We start from the raw sequence: 23411 nt of genomic DNA on the forward strand, positions 1-23411 counted from the left end.
GGGTCATGGGCAAGGAAACGGGTTTCCTCGAATACGAGCGCGAGGATCGCACCTACCGCGATCCCGCAGAACGGCTGACGCATTACAAGGAATTCGTGGTTCCGCTGAGCGAGGACCAACTGCGCAAGCAGGCTGCGCGCTGCATGAACTGCGGCATCCCCTATTGCCACAACGGCTGTCCGGTGAACAACATCATCCCGGACTGGAACCACCTCGTCTACGAGGACGACTGGAAGAATGCGCTCGACGTGCTGCATTCGACCAACAACTTCCCCGAATTTACCGGCCGCGTGTGTCCCGCTCCCTGCGAGGCGGCTTGCACACTCAACATCGTCGATTCGCCGGTGACGATCAAAAGCATCGAATGCGCGATTATCGATCGCGGCTTCGAAGAAGGCTGGGTCAAGCCGCAGCTGCCCGAGAAGCGCACGGGCAAGTCGGTGGCCGTCGTCGGCAGCGGCCCCGCGGGTCTCGCCTGCGCCCAGCAGCTCGCGCGCGCGGGCCATGCGGTTACTGTGTTCGAGAAGAGCGACCGGATCGGAGGCCTGCTGCGCTACGGCATCCCGGACTTCAAAATGGAAAAGCACCTGATCAACCGCCGCGCGGTGCAGATGGAGGCCGAAGGCGTCCAGTTCCGCACCTCGAGCGAGGTCGGGGTCGAAGTCAGCTTCACCGCGCTGCAGGAGAATTTCGACGCGGTGGTGCTCGCGGGCGGGGCGGAAGAAGCACGCCAGCTCGACATCCCCGGCTCCGAACTCGACGGCGTTCGGCTGGCGATGGAGTTTCTCACCCAGCAGAACAAGCGCAATGCGGGCGACGACGAAGTGCGCGCCGCACCGCGTGGCAGCCTGACCGCGACCGGCAAGCACGTCATCGTGATCGGCGGGGGCGACACCGGCAGCGACTGCGTCGGCACCAGCAACCGGCAAGGGGCCGCCAGCGTCACCCAGCTCGAAATCATGCCCAAGCCGCCCGAGAAGGAAGACAAGGCGCTGACCTGGCCCGATTGGCCGCTCAAGCTGCGCACCTCCTCGAGCCACGAGGAAGGCGCGGAACGCGATTGGGCGGTGCTGACCAAGCGCGTGGTCGAGGAAAACGGCGATGTCGCGGGCCTCGAATGCGTCCGTGTCGAATGGAAAGACGGGCGCATGCAGGAGGTGGCGGGCAGCGAGTTCACGCTCAGGGCCGACCTTATCCTGCTCGCGATGGGTTTCACCGGTCCCAAGCGGCGCGGCCTGCTCGACCGCGCGGGGGTCGATCTCGACCAGCGCGGCAATGTTTCGGCGGACACCGAATGGTACCTGACCAGCGAGGCGAATGTGTTCTCCTGTGGTGACATGCGCCGCGGACAGAGCCTGGTGGTCTGGGCGATCCGCGAAGGCCGCCAATGCGCCCGCGCCGTGGACCTGGCACTCATGGGCGCGAGCGAACTGCCCCGCTGAGGGCGTTCGCCGCGAATGCCTAACCCTGCGTTCGCCCGCGCTGCTGCACGGCGGCGCGGCGCGCTTCGACTTCTTCTGGGCTGACCGCGCTGTTGGCAGCGGAGGACAGGCGGTGCTCCATCGCCAGCCCTTCGCCGAAGCTCGCGGCATAGCCCTCGTCGATCAACGACTTGTATTGCGCGAGGAAGGCCGGATCGATGCTCGCCATGTCGGCGGCGAGCCGGTGCGCCTCGGCCAGCAATTCGTCTGGTGCCACCACGCGGTTGACCAGCCCCCAGCGCTCGGCGGTTTCGGCGTCGAGGAAATTACCGGTGAAGCTCAGCTCCTTTGCGCGGCTGATCCCGATCATCCGGCTCAACTTCTGCGACAGGCCCCAGCCGGGCACGATGCCGACACGCGCGTGTGTGTCGGCGAAGCGCGCGTTGCTGCTTGCGATCAGCACGTCGCAGGCGAGCGCCACTTCGAACCCGCCGGTGATCGCGACGCCGTTGATCGCCCCGATCACGGGCTTGCGACATTGCTCGATCGCCTTGACCGGATTTTCGTCTGCCCCTTCCGCATTGGCGGCACCCAGCGCTCCCGGCTCGCTCCCCAGTTCCTTGAGATCGAGCCCTGCCGTGAATGCGCGCGTGCCTGCGCCAGTCAGCACGACTGCGCGCACGGCATCGTCGGCATCGAGCGTGGTCATCACTTGATAAAGACGATGGCGCAGAGCCTTGGACAGCGCGTTCATCGCTTCGGGGCGGTTTAGCGTGACGGTGGCGATGCCATCGGCGATTTGGGTCAGGACTGTCTCGGTCATGGCGACAGACTAGCCAATAGGTTGCTTCTTGCAATCGTTGCCCGCCTCGGATTGAGTGGGGACGAGAGGAGAAACGAATATGGCTTTCACACCCTTCGACCTCACCGGCAAGGTGGCGGTGGTGACCGGCGGCAATGGCGGTATCGGGCTGGGCATGGCGCAGGGCCTGGCTGCGGCGGGCGCCGACATCGCGATCTGGGGGCGCAATGCGCAAAAGAACGCCGATGCGCTCGAGGCGCTCAAGACGCACGGGACGCGCGTCGAAGCGCTGGAGGTCGATGTCGCCGATGAAAACGCAGTGGTCGACGCCATGGCCGAAAGCCTGGCACGGCTTGGCCGGATCGATACGTGCATCGCCAATGCCGGTGTCGGCGGCGGCGCGCCGCTGACCGAACAGACCACCGAGCAGTGGCGCAAGGTCACCACGGTCAATCTCGACGCGGTGTTCTGGACCTTCAGGGAGGCGGGCAAGCACATGGTCGCGCGCGCCGAAGCAGGTGACAAAAGCGGTTCGCTGCTGGTCACCTCGAGCGTCTCGGCGATCCATGGCGCGCCGCAGAACCAGGCTTATGCTGCGACCAAGGCAGGCGTGCTTGCCATGGTCCGGGGGACTGCGGTCGAACTGGCCCGCCACGGCATCCGCGCCAATGCGGTGCTGCCCGGCTGGATCGCCACCGAAATGACCGAACGCCTGCAGGGCTGGGACGCCTTCAACGATAAGGCGATCGGCCGCGTGCCCATGCGCCGATGGGGCGAAGGCGAGGATTTTGCGGGCATCGCGGTCTATTTCGCCAGCGACGCCAGCAAGTTCCACACCGGCGATTCGGTGGTTATCGACGGCGGCTATTCGATCTTCTGAGCTAGAGTCCGCGCAGCCGTTGGCTGGTGTTCGAATGCTGGCGGATGGCGCGGACGTTACCGTTCGAATCGCGTTCGAACACGACCTCGTGGCGTTCCTCGCCCTTGTCGGTGACTGCACGGAAGCGATCACCGCCCAGCGGCTTCAGGCGATAGAGGTTGCGCGCCGGTTCGTCGGTATCGGGCGCGATCCAGGTCAGCCCTCCCGCCCACGGGATCAGCATACTGTCCGCGCCCCATGGCTGGCCGCTGTAGACACCGGCATATTGGGCCAGATCGACTCCCTCGACCGGGTCGAAGGGCTTGGACTCTCCGCGCGCCTTGATCAGGGCGACAATGCCGCGGGCGATGGTGCCCGGATCGTCCATGGCGTTCATGGCGACTGCCACACCCATCCCTTCGTCGGGCGCGATCATCAGCGCGCTGCGGTAGCCGGGGCACGAACCGCCGTGGCCGACCACCGTGGTGCCGCCTTCCTGCCGGACCGAGAAACCGAGCCCCCAGCTGGTCTGCCAATCGGGCGAGATATAGTGGACACGCTGCATCTCGCGCAGCGTCGAAGCGCGCAACACCTCGGCTTCTCCCGATTCGGCGAGGCGTAAGGTCCAGCCGGCGAATTTCGCGAGGTCGGCCACGCTGGCGCTGAATCCGGCGGCAGGGGTGATTCCCGCGGGATCGAACAGCTTTATCGGTGGGCGCGAACCATCGATCTCGAGCGCACCCCAGCCGACGGCCATCTGCTCGCCGTACAGATCCGCCGGAATACCCGGGCGCGTGTCTTCGAGGCCGAGCGGGTCGAGGATGTTGGCGCTGACGTAATCGGCATAGGCCTGTCCACTGACCGCCTCGACCGTCTCGCCCACCAGCGTCAGGCCGAGGTTCGAATACTGCCAGGTGGTCGATGCGGGGTATAGCGGCGCCTGCTGGCCGATCGTGGCGCGGACCTGCGCCTGGCTCGGGAACGGGTAATCGGGTCCGGTCCAGTAGGGGAAGTCTGATTCGCGCGGCAGGCCCGCCGAATGCGTCAGCGCGCCGCGCAGCGTGACCGGCACGCTTTCGCGATCGTCTGCAGCGAGCTTGGCCCATGGCAGATAGGTTTGGATCGGCGCATCGAGCGCGACCTTACCCTGTTCCCACTGCTGCATCAGTGCGACCGCGGTGAACAGTTTCGAAATCGAACAGATCGAATAGATCGTGTCGGGGGTGGCGGGTTGCTGTAGCGCGCGGTCGGTGGTTCCGAACCCCTTGGACCAGACGGTTGCTTCTCCCTGTACGACCGCAGCCGAAATCGCGGGGATGCGGCGGTATTGACGGCGTCCCTCGATCCACAGTTCGGCGGCACGCATCGCTTCGGCGAGCGCGGCTGCTTTCGCTTCATCCGCTCCCTGTCCCTGCTGCGAGGCCGCTGGCGCGTGATGCTCGCGCGCGCTCCCCATAGTGGACGGGACCATCATCCCCATGACCGCCAGCGCGGCACCGGCCCGGTAAATCGCTCTCATCGAAAACCTCCCCAAACGCCGGCGAAACCTTTACCACACGGAGCCGATTTGCAAGCGGGGCCCGGCAGCGGGGTTAGAGTGACCAGTCGATCGCGCCGCGTCCCGTGCGTTCGAGGAAGGCATTGGCCCGGCTAAAGGGACGCGATCCGAAAAAGCCCCGACGCGCCGATAGCGGGCTTGGGTGCGGGCTTTCGATGACGCAATGCCGCGGGTCGCGAAGATGTTCGATACGCGCGGCCTTGGCCTGCGCATGCCCTCCCCAAAGGATGAAAACGCTGGGATCGCTGCGCGCCGCAACCGCTGCGACACAGGCGTCGGTGATTACCTCCCACCCGCGCTTCGCATGGCTCCCCGCCAGGCCCGCCTCGACGGTCAGCGCATTGTTGAGCAACAGCACGCCTTGCCGTGCCCAGGGGCTGAGGTCGCCGTGCGCCGGCCGCGGAAGGCCGAGATCGGCTTCGCGCTCCTTGTAGATGTTCACCAGGCTAGGCGGCACCTTTACGCCCGGTGGCACCGAAAAGCTCAGGCCCATCGCCTGCCCCGGACCGTGGTACGGGTCCTGTCCGAGGATCACCACCTTCACCCTGTCGAGCGGCGTCAGTTCCAGCGCCTTAAGCCGCATCCCGCGCGGCGGGTAGATCGTCTTGCCCGCAGCTTCCTCTGCGCTGAGGAACCCGCCGAGCTGCCGCGCGCGGTCGCCAGCCAGCACGTCTTTGAGCGCGCGCTGCCAGCTCGGGGGGATCGGGTCGTCTGCCATGGCCCCGCGACTACGCCCCCGAATGCCCGCGTGCCAGCACCCCTTTCCAGCAATCCCCGATGCGCCTAAGGCCTCGGCCATGGCAGTGCATTTCCACGAAGAAGACCTCCCCGCAGGCGTCCTCGCCGATGGCCCGGTGGCCGTCGATACCGAAACCATGGGTCTCGTGACCATCCGCGACCGGCTGTGCGTCGTGCAGATCAGCGACGGCAAGGGCGACGAACATCTCGTACGCTTCGGCCCTGACAGCAATTATGACGCGCCCAACCTCAAGGCCGTGCTGGCCGATCCAGCCCGGCTCAAGCTGTTTCATTTCGCGCGTTTCGACCTCGCCGCGATCGAGCATTATCTCGGGGTGATGGCGACGCCGTGCTATTGCACCAAGATCGCCAGCAAGCTGGTGCGCACCTATACTGATCGCCACGGTCTCAAGATGCTGGTCGAGGAACTGCTCGGCGAGAGCATTTCCAAGGCGCAGCAGTCGAGCGACTGGGGCGGCCCCGAACTGAACGAAGCGCAGCGCGACTATGCCGCGAGCGACGTACGCTTCCTGCACCGGATGAAGGACGAGCTCGACAAGCGGCTCGAGCGCGAGGGCCGCACGGAAATGGCGCAGGCCTGTTTCGATTTCCTTCCCACGCGGGCGCGTCTCGATGTCGCCGGCTGGGCGGATCACGACATCTTCAGCCACATGTAAGCACCGCGCGGGCACACGAGAGCCATGGTATTCCGGCAACGCAGGATCGAGACGCAGGAGGCGAAACAACGCCGCAGCCTGCGCAAGCACTGGGCGGAGCCCGGTGGCTCGCACGACCGGCTGGTCGGCTTTCTCGCACGGGCGCTGCCGATGGGCGTGGGCGTACTTGCCGCGCTGATGGTAATTACCCCGCTGAGCCCGCGCGGCGAAGTCAGCTTCCTGCTCGACCGCAACAAGGTGGCGGTGATCGACAACCGCCTGCGGGTGGACAATGCGCTGTACCGCGGCGCCGATGCCAGGGGGCGCCCCTTCTCGCTTACCGCGGGCGAAGCGGTGCAGCGGTCGAGCGCGGAGGGCATCGTACGCATGAACGACCTGGTCGCGCGGCTGCTGCTCGACGACGGGCCCGCGCGGCTGATAGCGGGGGCGGGCGAGTACGATATCGACCAGGAGGTCGTCTCGGTCGTCGGCCCGATGCGCATGCTTGCCGCCGATGGCTATCGCATGCTGGCGCGCGACGTTTCGGTCGATCTCGCCGCCAAGCAGCTGACCGGCGCGGGCGGCGTCGAGGGCGCCATTCCCGCCGGCACCTTCAGTGCCGACCGCTTGACCGCCGACCTGTCGGCACGCACGATTACCCTGACGGGCAATGCGCGGCTGCGCATGGAACCCGGAAAGCTGAGGATGCCGTAATGAAGCAGCTGCTCCCCACCACGGCCCGCTGGGGCATCGGATCCTTCGCGGTGACTGCCGCGGCCTTTGCCGGCATCCAGCTCTCCGCGCAGGCGATCGCCTCGCACAATTCGAACGCGCCCGTGTCCTATGCCGCGGACCGGATCGAGCTGCAGGACCGCCAGAACCGCGTGGTGCTGTCGGGCAATGTCAAGATCACTCAGGCCGGTCTCAATCTCTCGGCTGCGCGGACGATCGTCAATTACACCGATGCCGGCGACCTCAAGATCCAGCGCATCATGGCCACCGGCGGGGTCAACGTCACTCGCGGCAACGAGCGCGCGCGCGGCGATACCGCAGTCTACGACTTCGACCGCCGGATCATCACCATGGCCGGCAATGTGCGCCTCAACCGCGGCGGCGACACGCTCAACGGCGGGCGGCTGGTAATCGACCTCGCGTCGGGCGTGTCGAGCGTCGACGGTCGCGCCAGCGGCTCTTCCTCGGTTACCGGACAGGGCCAATCGGGCGGCCGCGTCACCGGCAGCTTCTCGGTCCCCGAGAACTGATCGCAGCGCGCTAGCGCGCGCGGGCGACCGCGACCCGCGCAATATCGGCCAGCCCCTGCGCCAGCAGCAGCTCTGCGGCCTGGCTGTTGGTGAGCAATTCGCGGTGCAGCGCGACCAGCCGCTGGGTCAGCCGGTCGAGCTTGTCTCCATGGCGCCACAGCGCCAGCTGCTGGCCGATGTCGCGCTTCTCCTTGAAGAAAATGCCCAGCCGCGCCTCTTCGCCGCGGTCGAGATCGCCGAACGAGCGCGAGCCAAGCGCCGCCGCGATCCGCGCGAGTTGCGCCGCGCGCCGTTCGAAAGCGAGCAACACGCCCACCGGGTTGAGCCCCAATTGCTTCATCCGCGCCAGTTCGGTCCCGACCTTCGGCGCCTGCCCGCCCATCACCGCGTTTACCAGCGGGGTAAAGCCATCGTCCTCGCTCGCCGCGCCGATCGCGTCGAGATCCTCCGCATTTGCCGTCTGCGGGCTTTGCGCGCTCGCATCGAGATACAGTGCCAGCTTCTCGACCTCGCTGCGCGCAAGGCGGACATCGAGATTGGCCGCACGTGCGATGCGTTCGGCAAGGTCCCCGCCGAGCCGCACGCCCGCGCCGTCGGCAAGCCCGCGCACACTGCGGGTCACCGACTGCAGGTCGGGCGGGTAGAACATCGCCACCAAGGCGTCCTTGCGCTTCTCGAGCAGCTTGGCGGTGCGCGACTTGTCGGTTGCCGATGTTGCCACCACGATTACGGGACAGGCCTCGCCCGCTCCCGATTCGCCCGTTTCGACCAGCACCTTGATCGCCTCGTGCGCTTCGTCGCCGCTCGCGCGCACCCAGATATGACGCCGGTCGCCGAACAGCGAAGTGGTGCGCGCCTCGTCGCCCAGCTTCGCCGGGTCGCCGCGCAACTCCGCGCCCGACATTTCCACCCGTTCGCCCGGTTCGGGCAGCCAGCTCACCAATTCGTTGGCAGCAGCGCTGGCACCCGCCTCGTCCTGCCCGCAGAAGAAGAAAATGCCGCAGCCCTGCGCGGCACCCCGTGCCTTGGCCGCGAAATCGCGGTTGGTAAGCTTCACTGCTGCGCTTCGCCCTGCTCGCGCAGCGCGAGCGCGACCCGCGTCACCATCCGCTGCGCGAGATCCTGCGACAGATTCTGCAACGCGGTCTGCTCCGCCGCGATGACCGCATATTCGCTCGACACCACGTCGATCCCGGCGTCGGAGCCGTCGGTCGCATCAAGCACGATTTCGCCCGTGGCGAGATCGACCAGCTGGTATCGCGCGCGCAACGTGCGCCGTTCGCGGCTGATCGTATCGTCGCGCAATACGGCGAGTCCTTCGAGCTGGTCGTCGAGCCGCACGTCCATGCGGTAACGCGCATTCGCCTGCCCCGCGGCGCCCAGCCGTTCCTCGAGCGCGCTGCGCACCAGCCAGCCCGCACGCCCCTCGATGGGCGCCACCTCGATCGCCGCGAGCGATTGCGCGACCATTCCGCTGCCGCCACCGGCATACATCGGCGCCAGGCCGCAACCGGACAGCAGGGCAAGGGCGAGCGAGGCGAGGAGGATGCGCATCAGGTGACGATATTCACCAATCTGTCGGGCACCACAATGATCTTGCGGACTTCTGCCCCGTCGAGCGAGCGCTGCACCTTGTCGGAAGCCAGCGCCATCGCTTCGAGATCCTCCTTGGAGGCTCCCTTGGGCGCGGTCAGCGTGTCGCGCAGCTTGCCCTTGTGCTGGACGGCGATGGTGACTTCGTCCTCGACCAGCAGCGCCGGGTCCACTTCGGGCCACGCCGCGTCGGCCACCAGTCCCTCGGTGCCCAGCGCGCTCCATGCCTCTTCCGCGAGATGCGGCATCATTGGCGCCACCAGTTGAACCAGCGTGCGGATCGCGGCCGATCGGCTGGCCGAAGGCGCGGCCTTCTCGACCGCTCCGGTCAGTTCGTAGATCCGCGCCACCGCCTTGTTGAAGCCGAGCGATTCGATGTCCTCGGCTACCGCGGCGACGGTCTGGTGGGTCTTGCGCAGCAACGCCTTGTCCTCACCCTCGGCGCCCGCATCATATGCCGCGAACAGCCGCCACAGGCGATGCACGAAACGGCTGCAACCCTCGATCCCCGCTTCGGACCACGGCAGGTCGCGCTCGGGCGGGCTGTCGGACAGCATGAACCAGCGCACCGCGTCGGCGCCATAGGTGTCGATGATCGTGTCCGGGTCGACGACGTTCTTCTTCGACTTGGACATCTTGATGACGCGGCCGATCTCGACTTCGCCGCCGTCCGCCTTGAGCAGCGCGCGCTCTGCTTCGCGGCTGATTTCGTCGGGGGCGAAATAAAGCGTCTTGCTCCCGTCCTTGCGGCTGTAGGTCTCATGCGTGACCATGCCCTGCGTGAACAGCGAGGCGAAGGGTTCGGTTACGTCGATCTGACCCATATGCGCCAATGCGCGCGTCCAGAACCGGGCGTAGAGCAGGTGCAGGATCGCATGTTCGATCCCGCCGATATACTGTTCGACCGGCAGCCATTTGGCGATCTCGTCCTTGTCGAACGGTTTGTCCGCCGGCTGGCTGGCGAAACGCAGGAAGTACCATGAGCTGTCGACGAAAGTGTCGAGCGTGTCGGTCTCGCGCTCCGCCTTGCCGCCGCACTTCGGGCAGTCGACATGCTTCCATGTCGCATGGCGCAGCAGCGGGTTCCCCGGCGTCTGGAAGTCGACGTCCTCGGGCAGCGTGATCGGCAGGCTGTCCTTGGGCGCGGGCACTACGCCGCAGCTCTCGCAGTGGATGAAGGGGATCGGCGTGCCCCAGTAGCGCTGGCGCGAGACGCCCCAGTCGCGCAGCCGCCAGACGGTCTTGCCACTGCCGCGTCCCTGATCCTCGATGCGGCGGATGATTTCGCGCTTGGCTTCCTCGACTTCCATCCCGTCGAGAAAGTCCGAATTGACCAGCACGCCCTCGCCCGCCTCGGCTTCGCCGTCGAAACCCTTGCCCGCATCTTCGACGCTTGCGGCGACGACGCGCGGAATCGGCAGGCCGTATTTGGTGGCGAACTCGAAGTCGCGCTGGTCGTGGCCTGGCACCGCCATGATCGCGCCGGTGCCGTAATCCATCAGCACGAAATTGGCGATGTAGACGGGCAGATCCGCGCCCGTGAAAGGGTGTTTGGCGGTGATGCCGGTGTCGAAGCCGAGCTTCTCCGCGGTCTCGAGTTCGGCGGCGGTGGTGCCGCCCTTCTTGCACAGCGCGATGAAATCGCGCGCGTCATCGCTGTCGATGCCCTGCGCCAGTGGGTGATCGGCGGCGACCGCCACAAAACTGGCACCGAAAATCGTATCGGGCCGCGTGGTGTAGACCGGCAGCTTGTCGCCATTGGACAGGTCGAAGCTGAATTCGAGCCCCTTCGACTTACCGATCCAGTTTTCCTGCATCAGCCGGACCTTGTCGGGCCAGTTCTCGAGGCTGCCCAGACCTTCGAGCAGGTCCTCGGCGAAGTCGGTGATCTTGAGGAACCACTGGCTGAGCTTGCGCTTCTCGACTTCCGCGCCGCTGCGCCAGCCCTTGCCGTCGATCACCTGTTCATTGGCGAGCACGGTCATGTCGACCGGGTCCCAATTGACCTCGCTTTCCTTGCGATAGACAAGACCGGCTTCGTAAAGATCGATGAACAGCGCCTGCTCGTGACCGTAATAATCGGGTTCGCAGGTGGCGAGCTCGCGGCTCCAGTCGAGCGCAAAGCCGAGGCGCTTCAATTGCGCCTTCATGTGTTCGATATTGTCGCGAGTCCAGCCGCCCGGGTGGACGCCCTTTTCCATCGCGGCATTTTCCGCCGGCATGCCGAAGGCATCCCAGCCCATCGGGTGCAGCACCTCGTGCCCGGTCGCCTTCTTGTAGCGTGCCAGCACGTCGCCCATCGTGTAGTTGCGCACGTGGCCGATGTGGATGCGCCCGCTGGGATAGGGGAACATCTCGAGCACGTAGCTCTTGGGCTTGTCCGAATTGCTGTCGGCGCGGAAGGTCTGCGCCTTGTCCCACGCGGCTTGCCAGCGTGCATCGGCGCTGGCCGGATCGAAACGGGTATCGCTGCTCATGCGAGCCGCGTTTACGGATTTTGCTGCTCAAGGGAAGGCGTTTTCCCGCCTTCCATCCCGGCTCAGCCGACTGCGTCGCGGCGCAGTTCGCGGGCCTTGGTCAGGATGATGTCTTCCAGCTTCTGCACGGTTGCCGCCTGTACGGGCGCATCGACCCAGCCCCCGCCCTGGCTGACCTGGCGACTGGCGGCGACGCGCAGTGCATCGGCGCGCAGGTTCGAATCGAGGATCGTGACGGTGATCTTGACACGCTCGGCAGGATTGCTGGGATTGGCGTACCAGTCGGTCACGATCACACCGCCGTTGCTGTCGGCCTGAAGCAGCGGCGCAAAGCTTACCGCATCGAGAGCGGCACGCCAGAGGTAGGAATTCACCCCGATCGTGGTCACCTGCGCCGCGGCCAGATCCGCTTGCGGCCGTTCGCGCCCGCCGCCGCATGCCGCGAGGCCGACCGTGGCGGCGATCGCAACGGCGAGGGTGGCAGGGCGGCGGATGGTTGCGAAAGCGCTCATGTCGATCCTTGGTATCACTGACGTTCCCGGCTCTATAAAGCCTGCACGCTTCGGAGCAAGGCATAGGCAGGCCGGGACGCACACAGCCGCCCGCGCGTGAATACGCGCTTAATCTTCGGGCGACCGGAAACGGTTGGCGTCCGCCTACGGACAAGTCCTTGTGGATGTTGGGCAACACTTGCCCGCGAATAACACCGGCGCTTGTGGAAAAGCTGGCCATGACACGATCGGGTGTTACGTTGCCAATCAACGAAGACAGGGACTCGCTCGTCGGCCAGGCGGGAGTCAGGAACCGTTCAGCGGCTCGTGACTATGGGTTACTGATGGAAAGGGAAGCGGGTCGCGATGGCACGTTCGGTGAAAAGTCAGGGCAAGACGCGGTTCGTTCCCGCTGCGCTGGCGGCTGCCGGGCTCGCGCTGACGATTCCCGCTGCCGGTCTCGCCGTCGTTCAGGGCGATACGGACGCACCGCTTCCCGATGCGGTATCCTATCTTCCCTTCACCCCTGCCAAGGTCGATCCCCAGCTTGCCGCGCGCGTTGCTGCGGTGATGGGCGAAGACGGGCTGCGCTTCACGCCGGCCAGCAAGCCGGGGCTGGCGTCGGACCGCACCGTCACCGTTGCGGTCCGGGTAGACGATGCCACTGCACGCGCCATTTCGGTACGCAGTGCAATCAATTCGGTCGGCACCGGCGAGGATCGCGAACGCGTGCTCGCGGTCAGCCCGACCAGCTACAATCTCGGCGTCGCTCGCGGCTACCAGAGCTTCGCGCAGGCGACCAAACCCGCCAATGTCTCGGTCGGGCTGCGCGACATGGGGATGCCCGATCTCGCCAGCTTCGCGCCCGACAAGAGCGACCGGGCAGAGAAGCCCGGCCGGTTCGCTTCGCGGCTCGCGCTCGAAAAGCAGGAAACCGCCGGCGCCTCGCCGCGCACCTTCGACGGCACGGGCAATCAGAGCGTCGATTTGAGCACCTCCTACCGCGTGGTCGGCAATGTCAACGTGACCGCAGGCGTGCGGCTGTCGAAAGACAGCAACCGCCTCGCCCCGCTGACCGATGGGGTCGAAGACGACCAGGCCGTTTACGTCGGCACGCGCGTCAGCTTCTGACCGCTTTCGCCTGACCATCCCCTCAGCGTAAATACGTCTGCACGGCGGCGCTTCGCGCGCGAAAGTGTTTGGCGCCTCCCCGCCGCTCGCTTACTCCTCGGCCAACGCTAGGGAATGGGAGGCTTTGCTATGTCACGGGTAGCCATCGTAACCGGGGGCACGCGCGGGATCGGACGCGCGATCTGCGAAAGGCTGCGCGACGAGCGCGGCTTCACCATCATCGCCAACTACGCGGGCAATGACGACGCAGCCCGGCGGTTCACCGAGGAAACCGGCATTGCCACGGCGCGCTTCGATGTCGGCGATCACGACGCGGTGGTCGGCGCCTGCAAGGCGATCGAGGCCGAACATGGTGCGATCGACGTGGTGGTGAACAACGCCGGGATCACGCGCGACGGGACCCTCCTCAAGATGAGCTATGAAGACTGGGACGCGGTCATGCGCACCAATCTGGGCGGCTGTTTCAACACCGCCAAGGCCACTTTCGCCGGGATGAAGGAACGCGGGTGGGGCCGCATCGTCAACATCGGCTCAATCAACGGCCAGGCCGGGCAATACGGCCAGGTCAATTACGCCGCCGCCAAGAGCGGGATTCACGGCTTCACCAAGGCGCTGGCGCAGGAGGGTGCGCGCTTCGGAATCACGGTCAACGCGATCGCACCGGGCTATATCGATACCGACATGGTCGCCGCCGTGCCCGAACCTGTGCTCGAGAAGATCGTCGCCAAGATCCCAGTCGGCCGCTTGGGCAAAGCCGGTGAGATTGCGCGCGGGGTCAGCTTCCTGTGTTCCGAACACGCCGAATTCGTCACCGGATCGACGATGAGCATCAACGGTGGACAGCACATGTATTGATCGTTTGGGGGCTTTCCGGCCGGAGCGCGCCTGTCTAGGAGCGCGCGCAATGCAAATGCCCCCTTACCATCCCCCCAAGAAGTACTCGGTCCGCATCGATGGACACCGCACCTCGATCAGCCTCGAACCGCTGTTCTGGGAAAAGCTCACCACCGCCGCACGGATGCGCAACCAGTCGATCAATGCGCTGGTCGCCGAGATCGACGCCGAGCGGATTCGCGCCGAGACCCCGCCGGGTCTCGCGGGCGCGATCCGCATCTGGCTGGTCACGCATGAAAAGGGCGGCTGGATCGCTCCAGCCGCCCCTTCTTCGGTCGGCGACGGGCACTAGCCCGTCGCGTCAGTATTTGGCGGTCGCGTCGCTCGCGGGATAGGTCTCGTCGAGCGCTTCGTCGGTCTTGCTCATCGTGTCGCCCTTGGTGCCCGTTGCCGCGGCGCCCGCGTCGCGGAACTGCCCTTCGGGCTGGCCATCGGCAAAGGCGACGCCGTTGCGGTCGACACGGTTCTTCTCGTAATAGCGATATCCGGCATAGCCGAGGCCGCCGAGTGCAAGCAATTTGAGTAACATATGCGAACTCCTTTCTTGGCGATCCAACGTGCGGATCGCCGGAAAGGTCCGCGCAGTTTGGCTCAGTCGTCGCCGACCCGTTCGATATCCGCGCCCACCAGCTGAAGCTTCTCCTCGAGCCGCTCGTAACCGCGGTCGAGGTGGTAAAGCCGCCGTACGGTGGTCTCGCCCTCGGCTGCCAGTCCGGCGATCACCAAGCTCATCGAGGCGCGCAGATCGGTCGCCATTACCTCGGCCCCGGTCAGTTCGACCGGTCCGCGGACGATCGCGGTGCGCCCCTCGGTTTCGATATCGGCACCCATCCGCGCCAGCTCGGGCACATGCATGAAACGGTTCTCGAAGATCGTTTCCTTGAGCACGCTGGTGCCTTCGGCGCGGGTCAGCAGGCTCATTAGCTGCGCCTGCATGTCGGTCGCGAGGCCGGGGAAGGGCGCGGTGGTGAGGTTGTGCGCCTTGAGCGGGCCGCGCGCGGCGACGTTCACGCCGTGCTTGTCGGTTTCCACCTCGACCCCGATGTTGCGCAGCGCGTGCAGCGTGGAACCCATGTCGCCCGCATCGGCACCCTCGAGCCGCACCTCGCCCCCGGTGATCGCCGCTGCGCAGGCGTAGGAACCCGCCTCGATCCGGTCGGGCATCACGCGATAGGTCGCGCCATGCAGCTTCTTGACGCCGTGGATCGTCAATTCGGATGTGCCGATGCCTTCGATCTCGGCACCCATTGCGCCCAGCAGATTGCACAGATCGACGATCTCGGGTTCGCGCGCGGCATTGATCAACCGGCTGGTGCCGTTGCACAGCACCGCCGCCATCAGCGCGTTCTCGGTTGCGCCAACCGAGACCACGGGAAAATCGAAGTCGCCGCCGGGCAGCCCGCCATCGGGCGCGATCGCCTTCACATAGCCCTGCGCCAGTTCGATCTGCGCGCCGAAGGCTTCCAGTGCCTTGAGATGCAGGTCAATCGGGCGATTGCCGATCGCACAGCCGCCGGGCAGCGAGACGGTCGCTTCGCCGGTGCGGGCAAGCAGTGGGCCGAGCACGAGGATCGAGGCGCGCATCTTGCGAACGAGATCATAGGGCGCGACCGAGCTGGTGATCCGCATCGCTTCGAGCGTGACGTTGCGGCCGAAATCCTCGGGCCGCTTGCCGGGGATGGTATGGCTGACGCCGAACTGCGTCATCAGGTGCTGGAAGCCGTCGATATCGGCCAGCCGCGGGAGATTGCGCAGCGTCACCGCCTCTTCGGTCAGAAGCGCGCAGGGTATCAGCGTAAGCGCGGCGTTCTTGGCGCCCGAAATGGGAATGGTGCCCGACAGGCGCTTGCCGCCGCGAATGATCAGTTTGTCCATGGAACCGTGCTTTACCCTTACGCGTCTAGCTGGCAAGCGTCACGAGAGTGTCGCACCCGCGCGCCAGCGGTCGTTTGTCGTTTCATTCCTATGCGCCCAGCGCACAACCTTGCACGTGAGGCAGCATGTCAGCTCATAAACCGATCAAGAAAGCCGTGTTTCCCGTCGCCGGACTGGGTACCCGTTTCCTCCCCGCGACCAAGGCCATTCCCAAGGAATTGCTGCCGATCGTCGACCGCCCGCTGATCCAGTATGCGGTGGACGAAGCGCGCGAGGCGGGGATCGAACAGATCATTTTCGTCACCGGCCGCGGCAAGACCGCGATCGTCGAACATTTCGACATGGCGTTCGAACTCGAAACCACGATGGACGAGCGCGGCAAGGACCTATCGGTGCTGGATCCCACCCGCGCGACGCCGGGCGACATCATCACCGTACGCCAGCAGGTCCCGCTGGGGCTGGGCCATGCGATCTGGTGCGCGCGCGCGATCGTGGGGGACGAACCCTTCGCGATTCTCCTGCCCGACGAATTGATGGTCGCGGCCAAGGGCGGCGGCACCGGCTGCATGAAGCAGATGGTCGAAGCCTATGACAAGGTCGGCGGCAATCTGATCTCGGTGCTCGAAGTGCCGCAGGACGAAGTGTCGAGCTATGGCGTCATCGCACCCGGCGCCGAGCTGTCGGACACGCTCACCGAGGTGACCGGGCTGGTCGAGAAGCCTCCTGTCGCGGAAGCGCCCAGCAACAAGATCATCTCGGGTCGCTACATCCTCCAGCCCGAAGTCATGCGCGTACTCGAGGATCAGGAAAAGGGCGCAGGCGGTGAAATCCAGCTGACCGACGCCATGGCGAAGATGATCGGCAACCAGCCCTTCCACGCCGCCACCTTCGCCGGCCGCCGCTTCGACTGCGGCAGCAAGACCGGCTTCGTCGAGGCAACTCTGGCGCTGGCGCTCGAACGCGAAGACATGGGCGCCGAGGTGCGCATGATGGCGCAGCGGTTGCTGGCGGAGTAAGGCAAAAAAGGGGACGCCGAAGCGCCCCCTTCATATTGCCTGAATTGGCGTGTTATGCCGCCGGAGCGCCCTCGTCCTTCGTGACTTCCGGCTTTTTCGGTGCCTCGGCTTCGGCCTCGTCGACCTGCTCCGCAATATCGTCGAGCACGTCTGCCAGCCGCGGCGACACTTCGGCCGCCGCCGGCCCCTTGACCAAACTGTCGAGCGACGAGCCGTCGAGGCCAAGTTCCTTCATCAGCCCGTCGAGCACCGGGGCCTGCGCACGATAGGCCAGCGCGGCGCTGACCGCGTCGCTCGCCAGATTGCCCGAGCCACTGCCCGATCCGGGCATACCGCTGGCGTCGGTACGGTTTCCGCCGCCATTGGTCAGCCCGTCGACCTGGACGATCTTGATCGAATCGATCGCCTCCATCGGTTTTGCACTTTCGCGAATGACCTCGGGGAGAACCTTGAGCAGCGCCATCTTGGTCTGCAGGCTGATCTGGCCAGATGACAGGATGTTGGCGGCTTCGTTGATCGCCTTCTGACCGGCGGCTTCGACTTCGAAGCGGACCCTGGCTGCCTCCGCCCGCAGTTTCTCGGCTTCCGCTTCGCCCTCGGCCTCGAGACGCGCGGCTTCGGCCCGGTTCGATGCGGCGTCCTTTTCCGCTTCGGCGTCGACGCGGATCTTGATCGCATCGCGCTCGGCCTGTTTCGAAGCCTCGATCAGCTCAATGCGCTTCTGACGTTCGGCGATTTCGGTCTCGCGACTGGTCGAAACCTGCTCTTCGGCAGCGACCGCCTTGGCCCGCGCCGCATCGGCTTCGGACTTGGCCTGGCTTTCTTCGCGGCTCTTGTTCTGCACCGCGATCTGCTGCTCCTGCCGGGCAATTTCGAGCGCGCGCTGCTGGTCGATCCGAGCCTCCTCGACCAGTCGGTCCGCTTCGATTTGCTGCGCATCGACCTGTTTCTTCGCCTCGATTCGTGCGGCGTCGGCCTCGCGGCTGCGCTCCGCCTGTTCACGGGCGATTTCGGATGCCTGCGCGGCCCGGCGGATCTCGACCTCGCGCTCCTGCTGCAGGCGGGCATATTCCTTATCGCGCCCGATCTCGAAACTCCGCGCATCGGCCTCGAGGTTCTTGGTTTCCATCTGCACGCGCGTGTCCTGCTCGATGTCGTTGCGCAGCTTCTTGCGCGCCTCGATCTGCTCTGTGAGCTTGGTCAGGCCTTCGGCGTCAAACGCGTTGTTGGCATTGAAATGCTCGATGCTGGTCTGGTCGAGACCGGTGAGCGAGACCGATTCGAGCTCAAGACCATTCATCGCGAGATCGTTGGACGAAACCTGCTGCACCTTCTGAACGAAATCGGCGCGCTGTTCGTGCAGCTCGTTCATGCTCATGCCTGCAGCGACCGACCGCAGTGCGTCGACGAACTTGCCTTCGACGAGATCCTTGAGCATTTCCGGCTGCATGGTGCGTTGGCCGAGCGTCTGCGCTGCCATGGCGATCGAACCCGCGTCGGGCTTCACGCGAACATAGAATTCCGCCTTCACGTCGATACGGAGCCGGTCAAGCGTGATCAGAGCCTCGCCATCGCGGCGCACCACCGACAGCACCAGCGTGTTCATATTGACCGGCATGGTTTCGTGGAAAACCGGCAGGACCAGCGCACCGCCATTCATGACGACCTTTTCGCCGCCCACGCCCGTCCGAACGAAGGCGATCTCCTTCGAGGCGCGGCGATAAAGGCGCGTAAGCGTCAACGCGATGATGAGCAGGACGGCAAAACCGCCTCCACCCCAGATGGCGATTTCAGGCAGGTTTTCCATTGCTTCTCCTAGGTGATGAACGAGATGATGATAAAAGTGCGCGGGTCAGGCGTGCGGTGCGAGACGCCGTTCCGCCAGCGCGGTGGCATAGAACCGATCGCCATCGCGCCGGACGAGCAGGATCTCGTCGCCAGCGTGCATCTCGCTGGAGGATTCGTGTGGCTCGACCATGACGTGATGCGGATGTCCGTGGACGTCGTTCACCCGCGCCCGAGCCGGCGAACCAGCGCGCGCTACCCCGTCGGTGATCGTCGCACGGCGTCCTAGCAGCGTTTCGGTGCCCACCGCCGAGGTCTCGTCTTGCGGGAGGATTTTCCCCAGCGGCTTGACCAGCAAGGCAGTGATGGGCGCTGCCGCCGCAGCAGCGATAAGCGCTGCAAGCCAGCGGTCGAGCGCTGCGCCCGTAATGCTTTCTGCCAGCGCCTGGATCGATACGCCGATTGCAGCAAAGCCGAACAGGAACAGCGCCAGCCAAACGGTAAATGGTACGCGGCCTATTCCCAGCAGCGTGAACAGTCCGTCGAGCGTACCCGCTTCGGGTACGGCCTGGCCTTCGACATCCGCCGTCAAATCAGCTTCTGCGTCGCCGCCAAGAAAGTCGCCAAGCCCCAGCGCCTGTGCCATTGCAAACAGTAGGACCAAGACGAACGCTACCGCGAACGGCATGTTGTGTGCTTCGAATATCGACATGACCCCCCATGTTCTTAACTATGAATGCGCACTAGCGTTGAAGCCTTCTCGCAGCTTGAATAGCCGGCTTTCGAAGCATTCAGTTTGCATTATTAGCAAGTATTTGCGCATCTCTACAGAAATATGCGACGAACCGAGTTCGGTTTTCCTACAGGGTTTGGGCTTTGCTAGGATGAGGACTTCCCGAGTGCTTGCCCGATGCGTCGTTCCCAAGGCTCCGAACTCAAACAGATAGAAGAATGGAGCCTCTTGAGAAGGTCACAAAGGCGCGTGACCGGTGCCCTCCGCAAACCGCGGATTACTGCGCATCCGGCGCCAAAGATCACGCTTTCTTGAAACACCGAAAGCGGTCCATTGCGTCGTCCCCAATGGGAATTCTCATCAGGCGGCGGTGAAGCGCAGTGGCAGCGTCTTGAGCCCGCCGACGAAGGTCGATTTGGACCGCGCGGGTTCGCCCGCCAGTTCGACGGCCTCGATCCGGTCGAGCAGCACTTCGAACAGGATGCGCATCTCGAGCCGGGCGAGATGCAGGCCGAGGCACTGGTGTGCGCCCGCGCCGAAGGCGAGGTGGCGGTTGGGGCTGCGTGCGGCGTCGAAGTGGCGCGGGTCGTCGAAATGCGCCGGATCGTGATTGGCGGCGACATAGTTCATCATCAGCCAGTCGCCCTTGGCGATGGCCTGACCGCCGACCTCGGTATCCTCCGCCGCAGTGCGCATGAAGTGCTGCACCGGCGTGGTCCAGCGGATCGCTTCCTCGACGATGCCGGGCAGCAGGCTACGGTCGGCGCGCACGCGTGCCCATTGCTCGCTATCCTGCGCCAGTGCGAGCATCGCGCCCGCGGTGCTGGCGCTGGTGGTGTCGTGGCCCGCGGCGGCGAGGATGATGTAATAGCCCATCATGTCGCGGTCGTTGAGCGGCTGGCCGTCGACCACCGCATTGGCGATGGTGCTGGCGACATCACCGGTGGGGTTGGCGCGGCGCTCGGCGGTGAGCTTGGCGAAATAGGCCTCGAAGTCCTTGACCGCGCCCGCCACCAGCTGGGTGATCGCCTCGGGCGGGAGGTCCTTCATCCCCGACTGGTTGAGGTCCTCGTCACTGCCGCCGAACATCTGCTGCGTAAGCGTCAGCATGCGCGGCTCGTCTTCCTCGGGCACGCCGAGGATCTGCATCACCACATGCAGCGGATAGGGCGCCGAAACGGCCTTCACGAAATCCGCCTCGCCGCCGCCCGCCAGCAGCCGGTCGACCGCCGCATGTGCGATGCTGCGGATTTCGTCCTCCACGCCGCGCAGGTTCTTGGGCATGAACCATTCCTGCGTCAGCTTGCGGTACTTCATGTGAACCGGCGCATCGAAGGTGACGAGGCTGGCGACCATGTGTTCGCTGCCCCCGGTGAGCGCCTTGGCGAACTCGATCCCCTCGGTCAGGCTGAACACGACGCTGTGAGGGTTGTTGAGGAAGGTCGCATTGTCCTTCGACATGCGCATTACATCGTCATAGCGCGTGACCAGCCAGAAGGGCGGATGGACCGCATCGTCGGCCGGTTCGACCCAGGCGATGGGGGTGTCCTCGCGCAGGCGGTCGAACGCGTCGAGCAGGCCGTCCCATTCGGCATAGCTCTGCGGGTCGATCACCGCGCGGGCGGTGGCCGGATCGAGGCGGGGCCGGTCCTGCGCCGGCATCAGGCCTGCTCCGTCTGCTGTTCGGCCGCCTGCTGGTATTCGTCGCGCAATTCGCGCTTGTACAGCTTGCCATTGGCCTCGCGCGGGAGCTGCGCGCGGAAGTCGAACAGCTTGGGCATCTTGATCTTGGCGAGACTGGGAGCGAGGAAATCGCGCAGTTCGGCCTCGAGCGCTTCGCCTGCCTCGGCCATGTCCATCGGCTGCACCACGGCGACCACCTTCTCGCCGAAATCGGGGCAGGGCGCGCCGATGACTGCAGCGTCCATCACCTTGTCATGCGTCACCAGCAGGTTCTCGATCTCCTGCGGGTAGATATTGACCCCGCCCGAGATGATCATGTGGCTCTTGCGGTCGGTGAGAAAAAGAAAGCCATCCTCGTCGACATGGCCGATGTCGCCCAGCGTCATCCAGCCCTTGGGGTGCATCGCCTCGCGCGTCTTCTCGGGGTCGTTGTGATAGGTCGGGATCTGGTCGTTTTCGAAGAACAGCAGCCCGTCCTGGCCGGCCGGCAGCTCTTCCCCTTCGGCATCGCAGACATGCAACGTGCCGTGGATCGCCTTTCCGACGCTGCCCGGGTAAGTCAGCCAGTCCTCGGCCTTGATAAGCGTCATGCCGATGCCTTCCGAGCCGGCGTAATACTCATTGATGATCGGCCCCCACCATTCGATCATTTCGCGCTTGATCGGGACCGGGCACGGCGCAGCGGCATGCAGCGCGCGCTGATGGCTGGAAAGGTCGTAGCGCGTGCGCACTTCGGGATCGAGCTTGAGCATCCGGACGAAATGGGTCGGCACCCACTGGCTGTCGGTGACCTTGTATTTCTCGATCGTCTCGAGCGCGTGTTCCGGATCGAACTTCTCCATCACCACGACCGTGCCCCCCAGCCGCTGGGCGGTGGTGCACCAGCCGATCGGCGCCGCATGATAGAGCGGGGCGGGCGAGAGATAGACCATGCTGCCATCGGCAGGCATGCCCGCGCCCATCACCGCCAGGCCGACCAGCGGATTGATCGCGAGGATGTCGTCGTCCTCCGGCGGTGCGGGCTTCACCCCCTTGGGCCGGCCGGTGGTGCCCGAGGAATAGAGCATATACTGCCCCGGTGCCTGGTCGGCGATCGGTTCGGACGGCTGCGCGGCGAGCGCCGCCTCGTAATCCTCGTCGCCTTCTCCGCCGACGATCAGCAGCGGCAAGTCCGGACATTCACTGCGGATGCCTGCGATCGCTTCGGCATAGTTCGTGCTTGTAAGCAGAAACTTCGCGCCTGCATCCTTGAGGATATAGGCGATCTCGGGCGCGGTCAGCCTGGTGGAGATCGGCACCATCATCGTGCCTGAGCGCTGCGATCCCCACACCACCTGCAGGTAATGGACATTGTTTTCCATCAGCACGGCGAAATGATCGCCGCGCTCGAGCCCGCGCGCGCGCAGCAGCTGGGCGAAGCGGTTCGCATAGGCATCCATTTCGCCGAAGGTGACGGTTTCGCCGCTTCCCGCCATGATCATCGCGGGATGGTCGGGACGCGTCTGCGCATGGGTGATGGGGTGCATGATAGGCCTTTCTTTCCTCTCCGTCGGTCCGCATCGCGTGCGGACTCGTCCAGTTTCGAGAAGAAACCTACCTAAGCCTCTCGCATGGGCAAGAAAAAAGGCGGCGGGATTGCTCCCGCCGCCTCTTTTGCAAAACCCGAAGTGCTTTTCTGCTTATTCCTCGTCGCCGTCGCCCTGGCCGCCGGTACCGGTCGCGAGCGCGAAAGCGCGCTGGGCTTCCGATTCGACCATATAGGGAACCGGGTTCACGGCACGCCCGTCGATGCGGACTTCATAATGCAGGTGCGGTCCGGTCGAACGGCCGGTCGAACCGACATAGCCGATGATGTCACCCTTCTTCACGCGGGTGCCGGCCTTGACGGTGATGCCCGACATATGGGCGAAACGGGTCTGGAGATTGGCGCCGTGCTCGATCGCGACATACTTGCCGTAGCTCGAGAACCATTCGGCCTTGCTGACGTAACCATCGGCAGTGGCGTAGATCGGCGTGCCGGTCGGCGCGGCCAGGTCGACCCCCTTGTGGCTGCGACGGCCGCCAAGAACGGGATGGGTCCGCATGCCGAAATCGCTGGTCAGCCGGGTGTCGTCGAGCGGCATACGCGAGGGAACCGATACGCGTGCCGCGGCGGGCGTATCGCGATCGAGCTGGTCCCACTGCGCAAACAGCTGCTGGAACTGGGCGTCATCACCCTTGGGCGCGGCGTCGGTGACCTTGCTCATGTCGATCGCGCCGACCGCTGCGGCGGCATTGGTTTCCTGCGCCTGCGCCGGAGCGGCGGCAATACCGAAACCGGCCGAAACTGCGAGAGCAAGCGTTGCGCGCTTGGTGATCATGCTAACCCGTCCATCCGGCGCTTTTGCGCCTGTTAGATCTTTGGCGAAGCCGGCGTCCCATGCCGTTTTCGCCCTTT

General features: G+C 65.2%; 23 protein-coding genes. 9 read left to right on the forward strand and 14 right to left on the reverse strand.

The annotated features are described in order from the left end of the window. Positions 1-5 precede the first annotated feature (5 nt). Complete coding sequence (locus tag FHS69_RS08815; RefSeq protein WP_166777394.1) at positions 6-1442, forward strand: glutamate synthase subunit beta; 1437 nt, start codon at positions 6-8, stop codon at positions 1440-1442. A 19-nt stretch (positions 1443-1461) separates the two neighbouring features. Here the strand turns inward: FHS69_RS08815 and FHS69_RS08820 are convergent, their stop codons facing one another. Further along, positions 1462-2244 (reverse strand): enoyl-CoA hydratase, encoded by a 783-nt coding sequence (locus FHS69_RS08820; RefSeq protein WP_166777395.1) that lies wholly within the window; start codon positions 2242-2244, stop codon positions 1462-1464. 79 nt (positions 2245-2323) lie between these two features. Here FHS69_RS08820 and FHS69_RS08825 point away from each other — a divergent pair, with 79 nt between their 5' ends. Further along, entirely contained in the window at positions 2324-3103 is a 780-nt protein-coding gene (locus tag FHS69_RS08825) for an SDR family NAD(P)-dependent oxidoreductase (protein WP_166777396.1), read from the forward strand. Between the two features lies 1 nt (position 3104). Here FHS69_RS08825 and FHS69_RS08830 read toward each other — a convergent pair whose 3' ends face one another. Together FHS69_RS08830 and FHS69_RS08835 are read right to left on the reverse strand one after the other, a co-directional pair. Beyond that, positions 3105-4601, reverse strand: coding sequence for a serine hydrolase domain-containing protein (locus FHS69_RS08830; RefSeq protein WP_166777397.1), 1497 nt, complete (start codon positions 4599-4601; stop codon positions 3105-3107). 73 nt (positions 4602-4674) lie between these two features. Further along, complete coding sequence (locus tag FHS69_RS08835) at positions 4675-5358, reverse strand: uracil-DNA glycosylase (RefSeq protein WP_208380274.1); 684 nt, start codon at positions 5356-5358, stop codon at positions 4675-4677. A gap of 79 nt (positions 5359-5437) precedes the next feature. Between FHS69_RS08835 and FHS69_RS08840 the strand changes: the two genes are divergently transcribed. The 3 genes from FHS69_RS08840 to FHS69_RS08850 are packed head-to-tail and all read left to right on the forward strand — an operon-like array spanning position 5438 to position 7296. Next, a complete protein-coding gene (locus FHS69_RS08840; RefSeq protein WP_067675349.1) occupies positions 5438-6055 on the forward strand; it encodes a ribonuclease D in 618 nt (205 codons plus the stop codon). A 24-nt stretch (positions 6056-6079) separates the two neighbouring features. Then, entirely contained in the window at positions 6080-6748 is a 669-nt protein-coding gene (locus FHS69_RS08845; protein ID WP_166777399.1) for an LPS export ABC transporter periplasmic protein LptC, read from the forward strand. Further along, positions 6748-7296: an LptA/OstA family protein gene (locus tag FHS69_RS08850; RefSeq protein WP_166777400.1), complete on the forward strand. Its 549-nt coding sequence runs from the start codon at positions 6748-6750 to the stop codon at positions 7294-7296. Before FHS69_RS08845 ends, FHS69_RS08850 begins: the two co-directional genes overlap by 1 nt. 10 nt (positions 7297-7306) lie before the next feature. Here the strand turns inward: FHS69_RS08850 and holA are convergent, their stop codons facing one another. From holA to FHS69_RS08870, 4 genes are all read right to left on the reverse strand, one after another. Next, a complete protein-coding gene (gene holA, locus FHS69_RS08855; protein ID WP_166777401.1) occupies positions 7307-8353 on the reverse strand; it encodes a DNA polymerase III subunit delta in 1047 nt (348 codons plus the stop codon). Continuing rightward, positions 8350-8850: an LPS assembly lipoprotein LptE gene (gene lptE, locus FHS69_RS08860; protein ID WP_166777402.1), complete on the reverse strand. Its 501-nt coding sequence runs from the start codon at positions 8848-8850 to the stop codon at positions 8350-8352. The genes holA and lptE overlap by 4 nt, the downstream gene beginning before the upstream one ends. Further along, entirely contained in the window at positions 8850-11366 is a 2517-nt protein-coding gene (leuS, locus tag FHS69_RS08865; RefSeq protein WP_166777403.1) for a leucine--tRNA ligase, read from the reverse strand. Before leuS ends, lptE begins: the two co-directional genes overlap by 1 nt. Positions 11367-11428: 62 nt before the next feature. Next, on the reverse strand, positions 11429-11878 hold the full coding sequence (locus FHS69_RS08870; protein ID WP_067465568.1) for a DUF3576 domain-containing protein: 450 nt from the start codon (positions 11876-11878) through the stop codon (positions 11429-11431). Between the two features lie 345 nt (positions 11879-12223). Here FHS69_RS08870 and FHS69_RS08875 point away from each other — a divergent pair, with 345 nt between their 5' ends. The 3 genes from FHS69_RS08875 (at position 12224) to FHS69_RS08885 (ending at position 14174) form a co-directional block, all read left to right on the forward strand. Further along, positions 12224-12988, forward strand: a complete 765-nt coding sequence (locus FHS69_RS08875) for a hypothetical protein (protein WP_067465565.1) — start codon at positions 12224-12226, stop codon at positions 12986-12988. Positions 12989-13117: 129 nt separating this feature from the next. Continuing rightward, positions 13118-13843 carry an acetoacetyl-CoA reductase gene (gene phbB, locus FHS69_RS08880; RefSeq protein WP_067465564.1) on the forward strand — a complete coding sequence of 242 codons (726 nt, stop codon included), beginning with the start codon at positions 13118-13120 and terminating at the stop codon, positions 13841-13843. A gap of 49 nt (positions 13844-13892) precedes the next feature. After that, a complete protein-coding gene (locus tag FHS69_RS08885; protein ID WP_318254411.1) occupies positions 13893-14174 on the forward strand; it encodes a ribbon-helix-helix domain-containing protein in 282 nt (93 codons plus the stop codon). Positions 14175-14183: 9 nt separating this feature from the next. Here the strand turns inward: FHS69_RS08885 and FHS69_RS08890 are convergent, their stop codons facing one another. Together FHS69_RS08890 and murA are read right to left on the reverse strand one after the other, a co-directional pair. After that, positions 14184-14411: a hypothetical protein gene (locus tag FHS69_RS08890; protein WP_067501271.1), complete on the reverse strand. Its 228-nt coding sequence runs from the start codon at positions 14409-14411 to the stop codon at positions 14184-14186. Positions 14412-14473: 62 nt separating this feature from the next. Then, positions 14474-15757: a UDP-N-acetylglucosamine 1-carboxyvinyltransferase gene (murA, locus tag FHS69_RS08895; protein WP_166777404.1), complete on the reverse strand. Its 1284-nt coding sequence runs from the start codon at positions 15755-15757 to the stop codon at positions 14474-14476. A 125-nt stretch (positions 15758-15882) separates the two neighbouring features. Here murA and FHS69_RS08900 point away from each other — a divergent pair, with 125 nt between their 5' ends. Continuing rightward, the gene (locus tag FHS69_RS08900; protein WP_166777405.1) at positions 15883-16773 is read left to right on the forward strand and encodes a UTP--glucose-1-phosphate uridylyltransferase; all 891 of its coding nucleotides are present in this window, start codon (positions 15883-15885) and stop codon (positions 16771-16773) included. 52 nt (positions 16774-16825) lie between these two features. Here the strand turns inward: FHS69_RS08900 and FHS69_RS08905 are convergent, their stop codons facing one another. The 5 genes from FHS69_RS08905 to FHS69_RS08925 all read right to left on the reverse strand — a co-directional run bounded on the left by FHS69_RS08905 (position 16826) and on the right by FHS69_RS08925 (position 23334). Next, positions 16826-18580 (reverse strand): flotillin family protein, encoded by a 1755-nt coding sequence (locus FHS69_RS08905; protein ID WP_166777406.1) that lies wholly within the window; start codon positions 18578-18580, stop codon positions 16826-16828. Between the two features lie 45 nt (positions 18581-18625). Continuing rightward, a complete protein-coding gene (locus FHS69_RS08910; protein ID WP_166777407.1) occupies positions 18626-19270 on the reverse strand; it encodes an OB-fold-containig protein in 645 nt (214 codons plus the stop codon). Positions 19271-19651: 381 nt separating this feature from the next. Next, on the reverse strand, positions 19652-20953 hold the full coding sequence (locus tag FHS69_RS08915; protein ID WP_166777408.1) for a cytochrome P450: 1302 nt from the start codon (positions 20951-20953) through the stop codon (positions 19652-19654). Next, positions 20953-22500, reverse strand: a complete 1548-nt coding sequence (locus FHS69_RS08920) for an acyl-CoA synthetase (RefSeq protein ID WP_166777409.1) — start codon at positions 22498-22500, stop codon at positions 20953-20955. Before FHS69_RS08920 ends, FHS69_RS08915 begins: the two co-directional genes overlap by 1 nt. Before the next feature lie 153 nt (positions 22501-22653). Beyond that, positions 22654-23334, reverse strand: a complete 681-nt coding sequence (locus FHS69_RS08925) for a M23 family metallopeptidase (protein ID WP_166777410.1) — start codon at positions 23332-23334, stop codon at positions 22654-22656. Between the last annotated feature and the right edge of the window lie 77 nt (positions 23335-23411).

It is taken from the genome of Qipengyuania flava, assembly GCF_011762005.1.
Lineage (GTDB): Bacteria > Pseudomonadota > Alphaproteobacteria > Sphingomonadales > Sphingomonadaceae > Qipengyuania > Qipengyuania flava.